At 75.9% G+C, this 19,455-nt stretch carries 2 protein-coding genes; both read right to left on the bottom strand.

The window, feature by feature from the left end:
- Positions 1–92: 92 nt before the first annotated feature.
- A complete protein-coding gene (locus tag ACFRAR_RS31515; protein WP_380702414.1) occupies positions 93–3,977 on the bottom strand; it encodes a type I polyketide synthase in 3,885 nt (1,294 codons plus the stop codon).
- Positions 3,974–19,381 carry an SDR family NAD(P)-dependent oxidoreductase gene (locus ACFRAR_RS31520; RefSeq protein ID WP_380702416.1) on the bottom strand — a complete coding sequence of 5,136 codons (15,408 nt, stop codon included), beginning with the start codon at positions 19,379–19,381 and terminating at the stop codon, positions 3,974–3,976. The genes ACFRAR_RS31515 and ACFRAR_RS31520 overlap by 4 nt, the downstream gene beginning before the upstream one ends.
- Between the last annotated feature and the right edge of the window lie 74 nt (positions 19,382–19,455).

A 19,455-nucleotide genomic window follows, 5' to 3' on the forward strand; every position in this document is an offset into this window, starting at 1 on the left:
GCCCGGGCCGCTTCCGGGAAATGCGGGGGGCGCGAAGCCCTCGGCTTCGCGCCCCTGGTCAACGGCCCCTGACGTCGGGGCCGGCGAATGGTTCAGCTCTCGGTGCTCCCGAGGCCCGACAGCCATGCGTCGACCGCCGCGGCGGCGTCCGGCGCCGACTCCTCCAGGATGGTGAAGTGGGTGCCGGGCACCTCCCGCAGCGCGTGCTCGCCGCTCCACGAGGCACGCCAGTCCTCGGTGCCCGGCGCGTCGGTGAAGGACCGCTCCGGGCGGACGAAGAGCACCGGGGCCGACAGCGCGCCCGGCAGGCAGTCCGTGATCAGGTCGCTGTAGCGGCTCATCGCGGCCAGCCGGGCGGCGCTGAACCGCCCGAAGGAGGACTCCCGGTCCAGCATGCCCCGGAACATCTGCGGCCAGAGCTCGTCCTGGCCCTCGCCGTCGGGCAGGTAGGTGTCCAGCAGGACGACCCCGGCCGCCGGCGTCCCCGCCTTCTCCAGCACCTCGGCGGTGGCGTGCGCGAACTGGCCGCCGGAGGAGTAGCCGACCAGGACGAAGGGCTCCCCCGCCGCCGCGGCCAGCACGCCCCGGACGAAGACCTCGACCGCGGCGTCCACCGAGCGCGGCAGTGCCTCCCCCGGGCCGAACCCCGGCACCGGCGGCACCACCACCTCGCGGCGGCCGCGGAAGTGCGAGGCGAACCGGGCGTACTGGTGGGCACCGCCGAGCGCCATCGGGGAGGGGAAGCAGATCAGCTTGGGGCCGCCCTCCCCCTGGGCCAGCCGCACCGGCTCGGCCAGGTGCTCCAGTTCGGCCGCCGAGGAGAAGGCCGGCAGGATCTCGGCGACCGCGTCCAGCAGCGCCATCCCCTTCATCATCCGGCCCTCGGCGGCGGCCCGGCGCAGCAGTCCGCTGATCGACTCCAGGTCCTCCGCGGCGTCCTCGCCGGCCTGCTCCGCGGGCGCGTGGCCGCCGTGGGCCAGCTCGGTCCGCAGATGGGCGGCCAGGTCGGCCGGGGTGCGGTGGTCGAAGACCACACCGGCGGACAGGGCCAGCCCGGTGGCCGCGGAGAGCGCGCCGCGCAGCTCCGTGCCGGAGACCGAATCCATCCCGGACTCCAGGAAGCCGGCCTGGGCCTCGATCGCCTCCGGGTCGGAGTGGCCGAGGATCGCGGCGGCCCGGCCGCGGACCAACTCGACCAGCAGCGCCTGCTGTTCGGCCTCGTCGAGCCCGGCCAGGCGCTCGCGCAGCGGGGCCGCTCCGGCCGCCTCGGCCTGCCGGTCGGGGGCGTCGAGCTCGCCGACGGTCAGCGGGACGTCGGCCGCCAGCCAGTACCGCTGGTGCTGGAAGGCGTAGGTGGGCAGTTCCGCCCGCTCGCTGCCGGGGAAGACCGCCCGCCAGTCGGGCGCCAGGCCGTCCACGTAGAGCTGGGCGACCCCGGTCAGCAGGGTGACGCTCTCCGAGCCGCGCCGGCGGCCGAGCGGGACGAACACCGCGTCCGGCGCCTGGGCGTTCTCCCGCGCGAGTCCGGTCAGGACGGCGTCGGGGCCCAGCTCCACGAACCGGGTGACGCCCGCGGCCTCCAACGCCCGTACCCCGTCGGCGAACCGGACCGCCTCACGGACGTGGCGCACCCAGTACTCCGGGTCCGCCAGCTCCTCGCCGGCCGGCTCACCCGTGACGTTGGAGACCACCGGGACGCTCGCCCGCCCGTACGTCAGCGAGGCCGCCACCTCCCGGAACTCCGCCAGCATCGGCTCCATCAGCGGCGAGTGGAACGCGTGGCTGACCTTCAACCGCTTCGTCTTCCCGAACGACGACGCGACCCGCAGCACCTGTGCCTCGACACCCGAGACCACCACCGCCCGCGGCCCGTTCACCGCCGCGATCCCCACGCCCTCGGCCAGCAGCGGCAGCACCTCGGCCTCGCTCGCCTGCACCGCCACCATCGCACCGCCCTCGGGCAGCGTCTGCATCAACCGGCCGCGCGCCGCCACCAGCCGGCACGCGTCCTCCAACGACAGCACCCCGGCCACGTGCGCCGCCGCGATCTCACCGATCGAGTGGCCCGCCAGGAAGTCCGGCCGGATGCCCCACGACTCCAGCAGCCGGAACAGCGCCACCTCGAAGGCGAAGAGTCCGGTCTGCGCGTACAGCGTCCGGTCGACCCGGTCCGGATCGGCGCCGAACAGGACGTCGGCGGTGCCGACCCCGAGCCGCTCGTTCAGCTCGTCGAAGGCCTCGGCGAACACCGGGTAGTGGGCCCGCAGTTCGGCCCCCATCCCGAGCCGCTGGGCGCCCTGCCCGGTGAACAGGAAGGCGGTCCTGGCACCCGTGCGGGCCCGGCCGCTCAGCACCGACGGCGCGCTCTCCGAGGCGGCCAGCCGCCCCAGCCCGTCGAGGAGCCGCTCGCGGTCCGGGCCGATGACGGCGGCCCGGTGCTCGAAGACGGCGCGTTCGGTGCCGAGCGACCTGGCCACCGCGCCCACCGCCTGCTCGGGGCGGTCGGCGGCGAAGGCCCGCAGCCGCCCGGCCTGGGCCGGCAGCGCCTGCGGGGTGCGGGCGGAGAGCGGCCACAGCGCCACCGGCGGCGCCGGGTCGGCCACGGGCCGCTCGGCGGCGGCCGGGGCAGGGGCCTGCTCCAGGATGACGTGGGCGTTGGTGCCGCTGATCCCGAAGGAGGAGACGGCGGCCCGGCGCGGACGCTCGACCTCGGGCCACTCCCGGGCCTCGGTCAGCAGCCGCACCTCGCCGGCCGACCAGTCGACCTTGCCGGAGGGCTCGTCCACGTGCAGGGTCCTGGGCAGCACGCCGTGGCGCATCGCCTGCACCATCTTGATCACACCCGCCACACCGGCGGCCGCCTGGGTGTGCCCGATGTTCGACTTCACCGAGCCGAGCCACAGCGGCCGGTCCGCGGTACGGCCCTGGCCGTACGTCGCGAGCAGCGCCTGGGCCTCGATCGGGTCGCCCAGCGTGGTGCCGGTGCCGTGCGCCTCCACCACGTCGACGTCCGCGGCCGACAGCCGGGCGCCGGCCAGCGCCTGCCGGATCACCCGCTGCTGGGAGGGCCCGTTGGGGGCCGTCAGCCCGTTGGAGGCGCCGTCCTGGTTGACCGCCGAACCGCGGATGACGGCCAGCACCTCGTGCCCGTTGCGCTTGGCGTCCGACAGCCGTTCCAGCACCAGGACGCCGACGCCCTCGGCGAAGCCGGTACCGTCCGCGCCCTCCGCGAACGCCCGGCAGCGGCCGTCCGGGGAGAGCCCGCGCTGACGGCTGAACTCCACGAAGGTGCCCGGCGAGGCCATCACCGTCACCCCGCCGGCCAGCGCCAGGGTGGACTCGCCGCCGCGCAGCGACTGCGCGGCGAGGTGCATCGCCACCAGCGAGGAGGAACACGCCGTGTCGATCGACAGCGTCGGCCCCTCCAGGCCGAGGGTGTACGCCACCCGGCCGGAGACGATGCTGCCGCTGCCGAACGCGCCGAAGTAGTCGTGGTACATCAGCCCGGCGAACACGCCGGTCCGACTGCCCTTCAGCGAGGACGGATCGATCCCGGCGCCCTCCAGCGCCTCCCAGCAGCTCTCCAGCAGCAGCCGCTGCTGCGGGTCCATCACCAGCGCCTCACGCGGCGAGATCCCGAAGAACCCGGCGTCGAACTCGCCGGCGTCGTGCAGGAACCCGCCCTCGGCGGTGTAGGACCTGCCCTCCAGACCCGGCCGCGGATCGTGGAGGTCGGCGTCCCACCCCCGGTCGGTGGGGAACGGCGTGATGCCGTCCCCGCCCTCCGTCACCAGCTCCCAGAGCTGCTGCGGCGAGGTCACCCCGCCCGGGTAGCGGCAGGCCATGCCCACGATCGCGATCGGCTCGCGCACGCTCGCGGCCAGCTTGCGGTTCTGCTCGCGCAGCCGCTCGGTCTCCTTCAGCGAGGCCCGCAGGGCCTCGACCATCCTGGCGTCCGGGGTCCCGTTCTTGGTCACAGCTCCTCCTGCTGTCCGCCGAGGTCGTCGAGGGCCAGGTTCATCAGGCTCTCGATGTCCATCGCGTCGATCGACTCGCCGCCCTCGCCGTCCTCGTCCGTCGCCCCGGCGGCGGACTCCGCCTGGAGCCCGGCCAGTTCGAGCAGGCTGTCCAGCAGGCCGGCGTCCCGCAGCCGGGCCAGCGGGATCGCGCCCAGCGCCTGGCGCACGGCGGCCTCCTGCCCCTCGCCCGCCGATCCCTCGGCCGGGGCCAGTTCGGCGTCCAGGTGCTCGGCCAGCACCGCCGGGTTCGGGTAGTCGAAGATCAGCGTGGCCGAGAGCCGCAGCCCGGTGGCCTCGTTGAGCTGGTTGCGGAACTCCACCGCCGTCAGCGAGTCGAAGCCGAGCTCGCTGAACGCCCGGTCCAGGGCCACCTCGGCGACCCCGAGCACCCCGGCCGCCTGGGCGCCGACCAGGTCCAGCAGGAGCGCGATCCGCTCCGGGCCGGCCAGTTCGGCCAGGCCGCGCCGCAGCGCGGCCGAGGCCGTGGAGGCCGCCTGCGCCACCCGCCGCGAGGACGAGGAGCGCACCAGCCGGCCGAGCAGCGGCGGGACCCGGTTCCCCTGGGCCATCGCCGCCAGGTCCAGCCGGGCCGGCATCAGGACGCCCTCCGCCCGGCCGACCGCGGTGTCGAACAGGGCCAGGCCGGCCTCCTCGGAGAGGCTGCCCACGCCCGACTGGGCCATCCGGCGGCTGTCCGCCTCGCTGAGCCGGTCGGCCATGCCGCCGCCGCCCGACCACGCGCCCCAGGCCAGCGAGGTGGCCGGCAGGCCGACCGCCCTGCGGTGCAGGGCCAGGCCGTCCAGGTAGGCGTTGGCGGCGGCGTAGCTCGCCTGCCCGGGGCTGCCGAGCAGGCCGGCCGCCGAGGAGAACAGGACGAAGGCCGACAGCTCCCGGTCCTTGGTCAGCTCGTGCAGGTTCCAGGCCGCGTCCACCTTGGGGCGCAGCACCGCGGACAGCCGCTCGGGCGTCAGCGAGGCGAGCGTCCCGTCGTCCAGCACGCCCGCGGAGTGCACCACCGCGGAGACGGGGTGGCGCGCCAGCACACCGGCCAGCTCCTCCCGGTCGGCGAGGTCGCAGGCCAGGATGGTCACCTCGGCGCCCAGGCCGGTCAGTTCGGCGCTCAGCTCGGCCGCGCCGGGCGCCGCCTCACCGCGCCGGCTGAGCAGCAGCAGGCTCTCCACCCCGTGTTCGGCGACCAGGTGGCGGGCCACCAGACGGCCCAGCGCCCCGGTGCCGCCGGTGAGCAGCACCCGGCCGCGCCACTCGACGGGGGCGTCCAGGACGGCCTTCGCCGCCCTGGTGAGCCGCGGCGCGCCGAGCGAGCCCGCCCGCACCGCGAGCTGCGCCTCGCCACTGGCCACGGCGGCCGGCAGCAGGTGCCAGCCCGGGTCGGCCTCGTCGTCGGCCTCGTGGTCGTCCAGGTCGACCAGCACGATCCGGTCGGGGTTCTCCGACTGGGCGGTGCGGACCAGCCCCCAGGCCGCCGCGGCGGCCAGGTCGGTGACGTCCTCGCCGGCCCGCGAGACCGCGCCGCTGGTCGCCACGACCGCCGTCGCCCGGGCGAACCGCTCGTCGGCCAGCCAGGACTGGAGGCGGGCGAGCAGCGCGGCCAGGCCCTCGTGGACGGCCCGCGGGTCGTCTCCGCCCGCGAAGGGCAGCACCAGGACGTCCACCGGGTCGGCCAGTGCCGCGAGTTCGTCGAGGTCGGCGACCGTGCTGACAGTGGCGACCCGCTCCGCCAGAGCGTCCAGCAGGCGCCGCCGGTGGGTGCCGAGCACCGCCCAGTGGCCGCCCGAGGGTGCCTGGCCGGCGGTGATCCCGGTCCACTCCAGGGCGAACAGCGAGTCGTTGCCGCCGGCCGTCGCCAGCCGGTCCACCGCGACCTCGCGCAGCACCAGCGACTCCACCCGGGCCACCGGGGCGCCCGCCCCGTCGGCCAGCTCGATCCGCACCGCGTCCGCTCCGGCCGGGCTGATCCGCACCCGCAGCGCCCGCGCGCCGACCGCGTACAGCTCGACCCCGCTCCAGGCGAACGGCAGGCTCATCCGCCGCTCCGCGCCGGCCCGCAGGCCGATCGCGTGCAGCGAGGCGTCGAACAGGGCCGGGTGGATGCCGAACCGGTCGGTCTCCACCGGGAGTTCGACCTCGGCGAAGACCTCGTCGGCCAGCCGCCAGGCGGCCTTGAGGCCCTGGAACTGCGGGCCGTACTCGGCGCCCAGCTCGGCCAGGCTCTCGTAGGTCCCGGCCAGGTCGAGCGCCTCGGCGCCGGCCGGCGGCCAGGCCTGCGGGGTGCCGGCCCCGGGGGCCGCGGCGGCCCGCAGCAGACCGGTGGCGTGCGCGGTCCAGGGGTCGTCGTCCCTGGTACGGGAGTGCACCTGGAAGGTCCAGGTGCCGGCCTCGGCCGGGCGCACCGCGCACTGGAGGCGGACGGTGCCCTGCTCGGGCAGCAGCAGGGGTTCGGCGATGGTCAGCTCCTCGACGGCGCCGGCCCCGAGGTCCGCGCCGGCCGCGAGCGCCATCTCGACGAAGGCCGCGCCGGGCAGCAGCACCACCCCGCCGACCGCGTGGTCGGCCAGCCAGGGGTGGCTCTGGAGGGAGAGCTTTCCGGTGAACAGCGTCCCCTCGCCGCCCGCGAGGTCCACGGCGCTGCCCAGCAGCGGGTGGTCCGAGGTCGCCCGGTAGCCGGCCGGCTCGCTCGCCATCCAGTACCGGCGGCGCTGGAAGGCGTACGTCGGCAGGTCGACCGCGGCACCGGCGGGCAGCAGCCGCGCCCAGTCCACCGTGCCGCCGTGGACGTGGAAGGCGCCCAGGGCGGTGAGCACCGCCGCCGGCTCCTGCCGGTCCTTGCGCAGCAGCGGGATCAGCGCGGCCTCGCCCTGCTCCTCGGTCAGGTTCTCGGCGGCCAGCGCGGTCAGCACGCCGCCCGGGCCGATCTCGACGAAGCGGCGCGCGCCGGCCTCCGCCAGTGCCCGTACGCCGTCGGCGAAGCGCACCGCCTCGCGCACGTGGCGCACCCAGTACTCCGGCGAGCACAGCTCCTGCTCGCCGGCCGGGGCGCCGGTCAGGGTGGAGACGACCGCGATCCGCGGCGGGTGGTACTCCAGCCCGGCGGCGACCTCGCGGAACTCGTCGAGCATCGGCTCCATCAGCGGCGAGTGGAAGGCGTGACTGACCGTCAGCTCTCGCTTGCGCTCGAACCGTTCGGCGATCTCCCGGACGGCCCCGGCCTCGCCGGAGACCACCACGGAGCTCGGGCCGTTGACCGCCGCGACACTCACCCGGTCGGTCAGCAGCGGCTCGATCTCGGCCTCGGTGGCCTTGACCGCCACCATCGCGCCGCCGGCGGGCAGCGCCTGCATCAGCCGGCCGCGCGCGGCGACCAGCCGGGCGGCGTCCGCCAGCGACCAGACCCCGGCCACGTGGGCGGCGGCGAACTCGCCGATGGAGTGCCCGGCCAGCAGGTCGGGGCGCACGCCCCAGGACTCCAGCAGCCGGAACAGCGCGACTTCGAGCGCGAACAGGGCGGGCTGGGTGTACTCGGTGCGGTCCAGCAGCTCGGCCGAGGACAGCGCCTCGCGCAGCGGCCGCTCCAGCAGCGGGTCCAGCTGCTCGCAGACCTCCGCGAAGGCGGCCGCGAAGGCCGGGAAGGCCTCGGACAACTCCTCGCCCATGCCGACCAGTTGCGAACCCTGGCCGGAGAAGAGGAACGCGGTGCGGCCGGCCGCCGCGGCGCCCAGCGCCACGCCCGGCGAGACCTTGCCCTCGGCCAACGACCGCAGGCCGCGCAGCAGTTCGTCCCGGTCGGTGCCGCTGACCGCCGCCCGGTGGGCGTGGTGGCCGCGGGCGGTCGCCAGCGCCGCCGCGACCAGGCGCGGGTCGAGCCCGTCCCGCTCCTCCAGGTGGCCGAGCAGCCGCTCGGCCTGGTCGCGCAGCGCCTGCGGGCCGTGGCCGGAGAGCAGCAGCGGGGCCTGGTGGTCCGGAGCCGCGACGGCCTCCTCGGCGCCCTCCTCGGCGGGCGCGGCCTCGATCACCACGTGGGCGTTGGTGCCGCTGATCCCGAACGAGGAGACGCCGGCCCGGCGCGGGTGGTCGTACTCGGGCCACGGCTGCGACTCAGTGAGCAGCCGGACGTGGCTGTCCGTCCAGTCGACGTGCCGGGACGGCTCGTCGACGTGCAGGGTCCTGGGCAGCACCCCGTGCCGGATCGCCTGGACCGTCTTGATCACGCCGGCCACACCGGCCGCGGCCTGGGTGTGCCCGATGTTCGACTTGATGGAGCCGAGCCAGAGCGGGCGCTCCTCGGTGTGCTCGCTGCCGTACGTCGCGATCAGGGCCTGGGCCTCGATCGGGTCGCCCAGCGTGGTGCCGGTGCCGTGCGCCTCGACCAGGTCGACCTCGCCGCCGGACACGCCCGCCGCCGCCAGCGCGCGGCGGATCACCCGCTGCTGGGCGGGGCCGTTGGGGGCGGTGATGCCGTTGGAGGCGCCGTCCTGGTTCATCGCGGTGCCGCGCACCACGGCCAGCACCTGGTGGCCGTTGCGGCGGGCGTCGGAGAGCCGCTCCAGCAGCAGCACGCCCGCGCCCTCGCCGAAGCCGGTGCCGTTGGCGGCGTCCGCGAACGGACGGCAGCGCCCGTCGCGGGACAGGCCGCGCTGGCGGCTGAACTCGACGAAGGTCCCCGGGGTGGCCATCACCGTCACGCCGCCGGCCAGGGCCAGGGTGCAGTCCCCCTGGCGCAGCGACTGCACCGCGAGGTGCAGCGCGACCAGCGAGGAGGAGCAGGCGGTGTCCACCGTCAGCGTCGGCCCCTCCAGGCCGAGCGTGTAGGCGACCCGGCCGGAGACCACGCTGCCGGAGCCGTAGCTCTCGAAGTAGTCGTGGTACATCAGGCCGGCGAACACCCCGGTGGAGCTGCCGCGCAGCGAGGCCGGGTCGATGGACGCCCGCTCCAGCGCCTCGTAGGAGGTCTCCAGCAGCACCCGCTGCTGCGGGTCGGTGACCAGTGCCTCCTCCGGGTCCATGCCGAAGAAGTCGGCGTCGAAGTCGCCCGCGCCGTACAGGAAGGCGCCGTGCTTGGCGTAGCTGGTGCCGGGGCGGTCCAGGGTCGGGTCGTAGAGCGACTCCAGGTCCCAGCCGCGGTCGGTGGGGAACTCGCCGATGGCGTCCACCTCGCCGACGACCAGCTTCCACAGGTCCTCGGGCGAGTCGACGCCGCCGGGGTAGCGGCAGCTCATCGAGATGATCGCGATGGGCTCGTCGTCGGCGCCGACCGGCGCGGCGGCCCGGACCGGCGCGGCCGCCGCCAGGTTGCCGACCAGCTGGTCGAGCAGGTAGCCGGCCAGCTCGCGCGGGTTGGGGTAGTCGAACACCAGGGTGGCGGGCAGCCGCAGCCCGGTGGCCGCCGCCAGGCCGTTGCGCAGCTCGACCGCGGCCAGCGAGTCGAAGCCCAGCTCGCGGAAGGCCTTGTGCGCCTCGACCGCGTCGGCCGAGCGGTGCCCGAGCACCGAGGCGGCCTGGGTGCGCACCAACTCCACCAGGACGGGGCCGCGTTCGGCCTCGGGCAGGGCGGCCAGCCGGCCGCGCAGCGAGTCGGCGCCGGCGGCGGGCTGTCCGGAGACGGCCTGGCGCCGGATGCGCACCAGGGCGCGGAAGAGCGGCGACAGGGCGTCGCCCTGGGCCCGCAGTCCGGCCGGTTCCAGCTTCATCGGCAGGACGGCGGGGAGCCGGGAGCGCAGCGCCTCGTCGAAGAGCTCCAGGCCCTCGTCGGTGGCCAGGGCCGCGACGCCGCCCCGGGAGATCCGGGACAGGTCGGTGTCGTCCAGCGTGCCGGTCATCCCGCTGGCCTGCGCCCACAGGCCCCAGGCCAGCGACTGGCCCGGCAGGCCGAGCGCCTGGCGGTGGCCCGCCAGGGCGTCCAGGAAGGCGTTGGCCGCGGCGTAGTTGGCCTGCCCCGGCGAGCCGAGGGTGGCGGCGGCCGAGGAGAACAGGACGAACGCCCTGAGGTCGAGGCCCGCGGTCAGCTCGTGCAGGTTCCAGGCCGCGTCCACCTTGGGGCGCAGCACGGTGTCCAGCCGCTCGGCGGTGAGCGAGGAGAGCACGCCGTCGGCGAGCACCCCGGCCGCGTGCACCACGCCGGTCAGCGGGTGCTCGGCCGGGATCCCGGCCAGCACCCCGGCCAGCGCCGCGCGGTCCGCGACGTCGCAGGCGGCGCCGGTGACCTCGGCGCCGAGCGCGGTCAGCTCGGCGACCAGCTCGGGGTCGGCGCCGCGGCGGCTGAGCAGCAGCAGGTGCCGCACGCCCCACTCGGTGACCAGCCGACGGGCGATCAGGGTGCCGAGGGCGCCGCTCGCGCCGGTCAGCAGGACGGTGCCGGCCGGGTCGAGCTCCAGCGGCTCCCGCTCGGCGGCCGGTTCGGCCCGGACCAGCCGGGGCAGCAGGACGGCGCCCTCGCGGATCGCCAGGTGCGGCTCCCCCACGGCGGTGGCCGCGGGCAGCAGTGCCTCGGAGGCCGGGTCCTGGTCCAGCTCGACCAGGACGATCCGGTCCGGGTTCTCGGTCTGCGCCGAGCGGACCAGTCCGGCCACGGCCGCGCCGGCCAGGTCGGGGCCGGTGGCCACCAGCACGGTGGACTCCCCCGCCAGGTGCTCGCGCAGCCGGTCGAGGACGGTGTGCACGGCGGCCCGGACCTCGTCCGCGCCGGTGCCGGCCGGGCTGCGCAGCACCACCGGCCGGTGGGCGGGGTCGACGGCCGGGGTCGGCGCGGCGGTCCACTCCACCTGGTAGAGCGAGCCCGCCCGCGCCGACTTGGCGGCGGCGGCGAGCTGTTCGGCCGGGATCGGGCGCAGGGCGAGCGAGCCGACGCTCGCCACCGGCGCGCCGCCGGCGTCGGCGAGGGTCAGCTCCACCGCGCCGCCCTGGTCCAGCGGCGCGACCCGGACCCGCAGGTCCTTGGCGCCGGTCGCGTGCAGCCGCACCTCGGACCAGGCGAACGGCAGCAGCGCCTCGTCCTCGGCGACGCCGGTCAGGCCGACGGTGTGCAGGGCGGCGTCCGCCAGCGCGGGGTGCAGGCCGTAGCCGTCCACCTGCTGGGCGAAGGACACCTCGGCGTAGACCTCCCGGCCCAGCCGCCAGGCGGCGCGCAGGCCCTGGAAGGCGGGACCGTAGCCGAGTCCGGCCTCGGCGAGCCGCTCGTACAGCCCGTCGAGGTCGATCGGCTCGGCGCCGGTGGGCGGCCAGACGGTGAGCTCCGGGCCGGCGGGGGCGCCGCCCGGGGCGAGCACGCCGTCGGCGTGCCGGGTCCACGGCAGCTCGTCGCCCTCGCTCTCGGGGCGCGAGTAGACGCCGACCGGGCGGCCCGCGTCCTCGGCCGCGCCGACCACCACCTGGAGCTGCACCGCGCCGTGCTCGGGGAAGACCAGCGGGGCGTGCAGGGTGAGGTCGGCGACCCGGTCCAGGCCGACCTGCTCGGCGGCCTGGAGGGCCAGTTCGAGGTAGCCGGTGCCGGGGAACAGCAGTTCCCCGCCGACCACGTGGTCGGCCAGCCACGGGTGGGTGCCGAGCGACAGGCGGCCGGTGAGGACGGTGCCGTCGGTGTCGGCGCGGGTCATCGCCGCGCTGAGCATCGGGTGCTCGGTCGGGTTGAGGCCGGCCGAGGTGACGTCGGCGTTGCCGGAGACGCTGTCCAGCCAGAACTGCTCGTGCTGGAAGGCGTAGGTGGGCAGGTCGACGCGGCGCGGGCGCGGCCCCTCGAAGACCGTCCGCCAGTCCACCGCGACGCCGTGGGTGAAGGCCTCGCCGAGCGCGGCGGCGAACCGGGCCGGTCCGCCCTCCTCGCGGCGCAGCGAGCCCAGGGCCCGCACGCCGTCGAAGGTCTCCTGGAGGCCGACGGTGAGCACCGGGTGCGGGCTGCACTCGATGAACACGCCGTGGCCCTTGGCGACCGCGGCCCCGGCGGCCTGCTCGAAGAGCACGGTCCGGCGCAGGTTGGTGTACCAGTACTCGGCGTTCAGCTCGGTGGTGTCGATCGGCTCGCCGGTGACGGTCGAGTAGAACGGCACCTCGGCGGGGCGCGGCGAGACGTCCGCGAGGGTCTCCAGCAGCCTGGTGCGGATCGACTCCACCTGCGCGGAGTGCGAGGCGTAGTCCACCGGCAGCCGCTTGACCCGGACGCCCTCCTCCTTGAGCTGGGTCTGGAGGCGGTCCAGCGCGTCCACGAAGCCGGAGACCACGACGGAGCCCGACCCGTTGCGCGCGGCGACGGAGAGCCGGCCGTCGTAGGCGGCGAGCCGTTCCTCCACCTGGTCGACGGGCAGCGCGACCGACATCATGCCGCCCCCGCCGGACAGGTCCTGGGCGATGGCCTGGCTGCGCAGGGTGACGATCCGGGCGCCGTCCTCCAGGGACAGCGCGCCGGCCACCACGGCCGCGGCGATCTCGCCCTGGGAGTGCCCGATCACCGCGGCGGGGCGCACCCCGTGGGAGATCCAGGTCCGCGCCAGCGAGACCATGACGGCCCAGAGCAGCGGCTGGACGACGTCCACCCGGTCCAGCGGGCCGTTCAGCTCGGTCAACGGGTCCCAGTCGACGAACGGCGCGCAGGCGGCGGCGCACTCGGCCATCGCGGCCGCGAACACCGGTGAGGCGGCGAGCAGTTCGGTGGCCATGCCCTGCCACTGGGAGCCCTGGCCGGGGAAGACCAGGACCGGGCGGGAGCCGGTGACGGTGCCCTCGACCAGCCCGGGGGCGGTGCGCCCCTCGGCCAGCGCGGCCAGCGAGTCGCGCAGTTCGGCGCGGTCCGCGCCGGTGATGGCCGCGCGGTGCTCGAAGTGGGCCCGGGTGGTGGCCAGGGCGTGGGCCAGGTCGGCGGGGGCGAGCCCCGGGTCGGCGTCCACGAGGGCCAGCAGCCGCGCGGCCTGGGCGGGCAGCGCCGCCCTGGACTTCGCGGAGAGCATCCACGGGGCGGCCGGGGTCGTGTCCGTTCCGGTCGGTCCGGCCGGCTCGGGGACGGCCTCGATGATGGTGTGGGCGTTGGTGCCGCTGATCCCGAAGGAGGAGATGCCGGCCCGGCGCGGGCGCTCGACCTCGGGCCACTGCCGGGCCTCGGTGAGCAGCCGGACCTCGCCGGCCTCCCAGTCCACGTGGGTGGACGGCTCGTCCACGTGCAGGGTCTTGGGCAGCACGCCGTGGCGCATCGCCTGGACCATCTTGATCACACCGGCCACACCGGCGGCGGCCTGGGTGTGTCCGATGTTGGACTTGATCGAGCCGAGCCACAGCGGCCGCTCCGCCGGGCGGTCCTGGCCGTAGGTGGCCAGCAGCGCCTGGGCCTCGATCGGGTCGCCGAGCGTGGTGCCGGTGCCGTGCGCCTCGACCACGTCGACGTCGCCGGTGGACAGCCCGGCGTTGGCCAGGGCCTGCTCGATCACCCGCTGCTGGGACGGCCCGTTGGGGGCGGTCAGCCCGTTGGAGGCGCCGTCCTGGTTGACGGCGGTGCCGCGGACCACGGCCAGCACCCGGTGCCCGTTGCGCTTGGCGTCGGACAGGCGCTCCAGGACCAGGACGCCGACGCCCTCGCCCCAGACCGTGCCGCCGGCGCCGGTGGCGAACGGGCGGCACTGCGCGTCGGGGGCGAGCGCGCCCTGACGGCTGAACTCCACGAACGGGTCCGGGGTCGACATCACCGCGACGCCGCCCACCAGGGCGAGCGTGGACTCGCCGCCGCGCAGCGACTGGGCGGCGAGGTGCAGCGCCACCAGCGAGGAGGAGCACGCGGTGTCGATCGACAGCGACGGGCCCTCCAGGCCGAGGGTGTACGCCACCCGGCCGGAGACGATGCTGCCGCTGCCGAACGCGCCGAAGTAGTCGTGGTACATCACGCCGGCGAACACGCCGGTGCGGCTGCCCTTCAGCGAGACCGGGTCGATCCCGGCGCCCTCCAGCGCCTCCCAGGAGCTCTCCAGCAGCAGGCGCTGCTGCGGGTCCATCAGCAGCGCCTCGCGCGGCGAGATCCCGAAGAACCCGGCGTCGAACTCGCCGGCCTCGTGCAGGAACCCGCCCTCGTGGACGTAGCTGGTGTCGGGGCGCTCGCGGGTCGGGTCGTAGATCCGGTCGATGTCCCAGCCCCGGTTGTCCGGGAAGGAGCTGATCGCGTCGGTCTCGCCGATCACCAGGTCCCACAGCCCCTGCGGCGAGGTGACCCCGCCGGGGTAGCGGCAGGCCATGCCGACGATCGCGATCGGCTCGTCGGTCCGGGCGCCGCTCGCCCGGACGGCCTTGCGCGGGCCGGACTTGACTCCGCTGAACTGGGCGACCAGGTAGCCGGCCAGCGCCTCGGGCGACGGGTAGTCGAAGACCAGGGTGGCGGGCAGCCGGTGGCCGGTCTCGGCGGTGAGGGCGTTGCGCAGTTCGACGGCGGCCAGCGAGTCGAAGCCGAGGTCCTGGAAGGCCCGGCCCGGGTCGATCGCCTCCGCGGAGGCGTGTCCGAGCACGGCCGCGACCTGGACCCGGACCAGCTGGAGCAGGGCGTCCGCCCGCTCCTGCTCGCCGAGTTCGGCCATCCGGTCGGCGAAGGAGAACTCCGAGCCGGCGACCGCCACCGCCTCGCGGCGCACGGTGCGGCCCACCAGGGAGCGGAACACCGGGGCGAGCGCGGCGCCCTGGCGGCGCAGCGCCGCCAGGTTCAGCCGCACCGGGGCCAGCGCCGCCAGCCCGGTGGCCCGGGACAGGTCGAAGAGCGCCACGCCGTCCTCGGCGGACAGCTCGGTCATGCCGCCGCGCGAGATGCGCGCCCGGTCGGCCTCCTCCAGGGAGCTGGTCATGCCGCCGACCGGTGCCCAGGGGCCCCAGGCCAGCGAGAGGGCGGGCCGGCCGAGGGCGTGGCGGTGGGCGGCCAGCGCGTCCAGGAAGGCGTTGGCGGCCGCGTAGTTGCCCTGGCCCGGCGCGCCGACCACTCCGGCGACCGAGGAGAACAGCACGAAGGCGCGCAGCGGAGCGTCCGCGGTCAGCTCGTGCAGGTTGAGCGCGCCGTCCACCTTGGGGCGCAGCACGGCGTCGATCCGCTCGGGGGTCAGCGAGGCGACCACGCCGTCGTCGAGCAGGCCGGCGGCGTGCACCACGGCGGTGAGCGGGTGCTCGGCCGGGATGTCGGCCAGCACCTCGGCGAGCGCGGCGCGGTCGGCCACGTCGCAGGCCCGGACGGTGACCTCGGCGCCGAGCGCGGTGAGTTCGGCGGTCAGCTCCTCGGCGCCGCCGCGCCGGCTGAGCAGCAGCAGGTGGCGCGCGCCGAGGGCGGTGACCAGGTGGCGGGCGAGCACCGGGCCGAGGCCGCCGGTCGCGCCGGTCAGCAGCACGGTGCCCTCGGGGTCGAGCGGGGCCGCGTCCTCGGCGGCGAGCTCGGCGGCGGTCAGCCGGGCCGCGTGGGCGGCCCCGGCGCGGATCGCCAGCTGCGGCTCGCCGGAGGCGAGGACGGCGGCGGCGAGCGCCTCGGCGTCGGCGTCCCGGTCGAGGTCGAGCAGCACGAAGCGGTCGGGGTTCTCCGACTGCGCGGAGCGCAGCAGGCCCCAGACGGCGGCGCCGGCCAGGTCGGCCACCGGCTCGCCGTCCAGCGAGAGCGCGCCGCGGGTGACCACCAGCAGCGGGCGCGGGTCCTCGTCCTGGGCGGCGGCCAGCGCCGCGTGGACGGCCGCCCGGACGGCCTCGGCGTCGCCGCCGGGCACGCTGTGCAGCACCCGGTGGTCGGTCTCGTCGGCCGCCTCGGCCAGCTGCACCGGGCTCCAGCCGAGCCGGAACAGGGCGTCGTTCGAGGGGCCCTGCTGCGGGCGCAGGTTGGTCAGCGGGCGGGAGGCCAGCGAGGTCACCGAGGCGACCGGGGCGCCGGTGGCGTCGGCCAGGTCGACGGCGAAGGAGTGCGCTCCGGTGGCGCGCAGCCGCACCCGCAGCACCGAGGCGCCGACGGCGTGCAGCGAGACGCCGGAGAACATGAAGGGCAGCCGGGCGGTCTCGTCGTCGGAGCCGTCGCCGAGCAGGGCGAGCGCGTGCAGCGCGGCGTCGAAGGCGGCCGGGTGCAGGCCGAACCGGCCCGCGTCGGCGGCCGGCCGCTCGGCGAGGCGGACCTCGGCGAACAGCTCGTCACCGCGCTGCCAGGCGCCGTGCAGGGCCTGGAAGGTCGGGCCGTAGTGCAGGCCGGAGGCGGCGTGCCGCTCGTAGAGGCCGGCCGTCTCCAGCGCCTCGGCGCCGGCCGGCGGCCACTCGGTGAGGTGCTCGCCGGTGCCTGCGGGCGCCTGGCCGAGCAGACCGGAGGCGTGCAGGGTCCACGGCTGTTCGGCGGCCGCGCCCTCGGCACGCGAGTAGACGCTCACGGTGCGGCTGCCGGCCGCGTCGGGGGCGCCGACGGTGACCTGCACCCGGGTGCCGTCCTGCTCGGGCAGGACCAGCGGCACCTCCAGGGTCAGCTCCTCCAGGTGGCCGCAGCCGACCTGGTCGCCGGCCCGGATGGCGAGTTCGACCATGGCGGTGCCGGGCACCACGACGCGGTCGCCGACCACGTGGTCGGCCAGCCACGGGTGGGTGCGCACCGAGAGCCGCCCGGTGAGCACCGCGCCGTCGGAGTCGGCCAGCATGGTGGCCGCGCCCAGCAGCGGGTGCTCGGTGGAGTCCAGGCCGACGGAGGCGACGTCGCCGACCGAGGCCGGGACGTCGACCCAGAAGCGGGTGCGCTGGAAGGCGGTGGTGGGCAGGTCGACCCGGGCGGCGCCCTGGAACAGGGTGTTCCAGTCGGGCGAGCAGCCGCCGATGTGCAGCTGGGCGAGCGCGGTGAGCAGGGTCTCCGGCTCGGAGCGCTCGCGCCGGGTGGTGGCGGCGAGCACGGCGCCGTCGGAGTCCAGGCACTCGCGGGCCATCGCGGTCAGGACGGCGTCGGGGCCCAGCTCCACGAAGCGGGTGACGCCCGCGGCCTCCAACGCCCGTACCCCGTCGGCGAACCGGACCGCCTCACGGACGTGGCGCACCCAGTACTCCGGGTCCGCCAGCTCCTCGCCGGCCAGCTCGCCGGTGACGTTGGAGACCACCGGGACGCTCGCCCGCCCGTACGCCAGGGAGGCCGCCACCTCCCGGAACTCCGCCAGCATCGGCTCCATCAGCGGCGAGTGGAACGCGTGGCTGACCTTCAGCCGCTTCGTCTTCTCGAACGACGACGCGACCCGCAGCACCTGTGCCTCGATGCCGGAGACCACCACCGCACGGGGCCCGTTCACCGCCGCGATCCCGACGCCCTCGGCCAGCAGCGGCAGCACCTCGGCCTCGCTCGCCTGCACCGCCACCATCGCACCGCCCTCGGGCAGCGCCTGCATCAACCGCCCGCGCGCCGCCACCAGCCGGCACGCGTCCTCCAACGACAGCACCCCGGCCACGTGCGCCGCCGCGATCTCACCGATCGAGTGCCCGGCGAGGTAGTCCGGCACCACGCCCCAGGACTCCAGCAGCCGGAACAGCGCCACCTCGAAGGCGAACAGCGCGGCCTGGGTGGTGGCGGTCCGGTTCAGCGGCTCGGCGTCGGTGCCGAAGACCAGGTCCTTGAGTCCCTCGTCGAAGTGGCCGCAGACCTCGTCGAAGGCCTGCCGGAACGCCTCGAACTCCTCGTACAACTCCCGTCCCATGCCCGGGCGTTGCGAGCCCTGGCCGGTGAACAGGAAGGCCGTCAGACCCTTGGTGGTGCGGCCCTGGAGCACCCCGGGGGCGCCCTTGGCCAGCGCGGTCAGGCCGCTGCGCAGCTGCTCGCCGTCCCGGCCGAGCACCACGGCCCGGTACTGCTGGGCGGTCCTGGTGGTGGCCAGCGAGAAGCCGGCGTCGACCGGGTCCAGCGTGTCCGCCACGGCCGCCAGCCGCAGCGCCTGCTCGCGCAGGGCCTCGGGGGTGCGCCCGGAGAGCAGCCACGGGATGGTCGAGGGCGCCCGGCCCGGCTCGCGCTCGACGGCCTCCTCGGCGGGGGCCTGCTCGATGATGGTGTGGGCGTTGGTGCCGCTCGCCCCGAAGGAGGAGACGGCGGCCCGGCGCGGGCGCCCGACCTCGGGCCAGTCCCGGGCCTCGGTCAGCAGCTTGACCTCGCCGGCCGTCCAGTCCACCTTGCTCGCGGGGTTCTCCGCGAACAGGGTCCTGGGCAGCACGCCGTGGCGCATCGCCTGCACCATCTTGATCACGCCCGCCACACCGGCGGCGGCCTGGGTGTGCCCGATGTTCGACTTGATCGAGCCCAGCCACAGCGGCCGGTCCGCGGTACGGCCCTGGCCGTACGTCGCGAGCAGCGCCTGCGCCTCGATCGGGTCGCCCAGCGTGGTGCCGGTGCCGTGCGCCTCCACCACGTCGACGTCCGCGGCCGACAGCCGGGCGCCGGCCAGCGCCTGCCGGATCACCCGCTGCTGGGACGGCCCGTTGGGGGCCGTCAGCCCGTTGGAGGCGCCGTCCTGGTTGACCGCCGAACCGCGGATGACGGCCAGCACCTCGTGCCCGTTGCGCTTGGCGTCCGACAGCCGTTCCAGCAGCAGCATGCCCGCGCCCTCGCCCCAGCCGGTGCCGTCCGCCTCGTCGGCGAAGGACTTGCAGCGGCCGTCCGGGGAGAGCCCGCGCTGACGGCTGAAGGCGATGAACGCGCCCGGGGTGGACATCACCGAGACGCCGCCGGCCATCGCCAGCGTGCACTCGCGCTGGCGCAGCGCCTGCACCGCCAGGTGCAGCGCCACCAGGGCCGAGGAGCACGCGGTGTCGATGGTGACCGCGGGACCCTCCATGCCGAGGGTGTAGGAGATCCGGCCCGCCATCACCGCCGCCAGCACGCCGGTGCCGAGCGCCGCCTCCGGGTCCTTCGGCAGCTTCGCCAGCACGTCGCGGTAGTCCTGGCCGTTGGTGCCCGCGAACACGCCGATCCGGGCGCCGCGCACCGAGTCCGGCGCGATGCCGCCGCGCTCCAGCGCCTCCCAGGCCACCTCCAGCAGCAGTCGCTGCTGGGGGTCCATCAGCAGCGCCTCGCGCGGCGAGATGCCGAAGAAGTCCGGCTCGAAGTCGGCGGCGTCGTGCAGGAAGCCGCCCTTGAGGACGTAGCTCTTGCCGGACGCGTCCGGGTCCGGGTCCAGGATCGCGTCGGCGTCCCAGCCCCGGTTGTCCGGGTGGTCCGTGACGGCATCGGTGCCCTCGGCGACCAGCCGCCAGAGCTCCTCGGGGGTGGTGACGCCACCGGGGAACCGGCAGCTCATCGCCACGATGGCGATGGGCTCCTTCTCCTCGGTCTCCACGTCGCGCAGCCGTTGCCTGGTCTGGGCCAGGTCGGCGGTGACCCTCTTGAGATAGTCGAGCAGCTTGTCATCGTTGGTCATCGAGTGTCGCCACTTCTGTGCGAAAGATTCAGCCTGCGTGCGGGGCGTGGACGGCGGTGGCGGCGGCCCGCGGG

Source organism: Kitasatospora sp. NPDC056651 (genome assembly GCF_042792155.1).
Taxonomy (GTDB): Bacteria; Actinomycetota; Actinomycetes; order Streptomycetales; family Streptomycetaceae; genus Kitasatospora.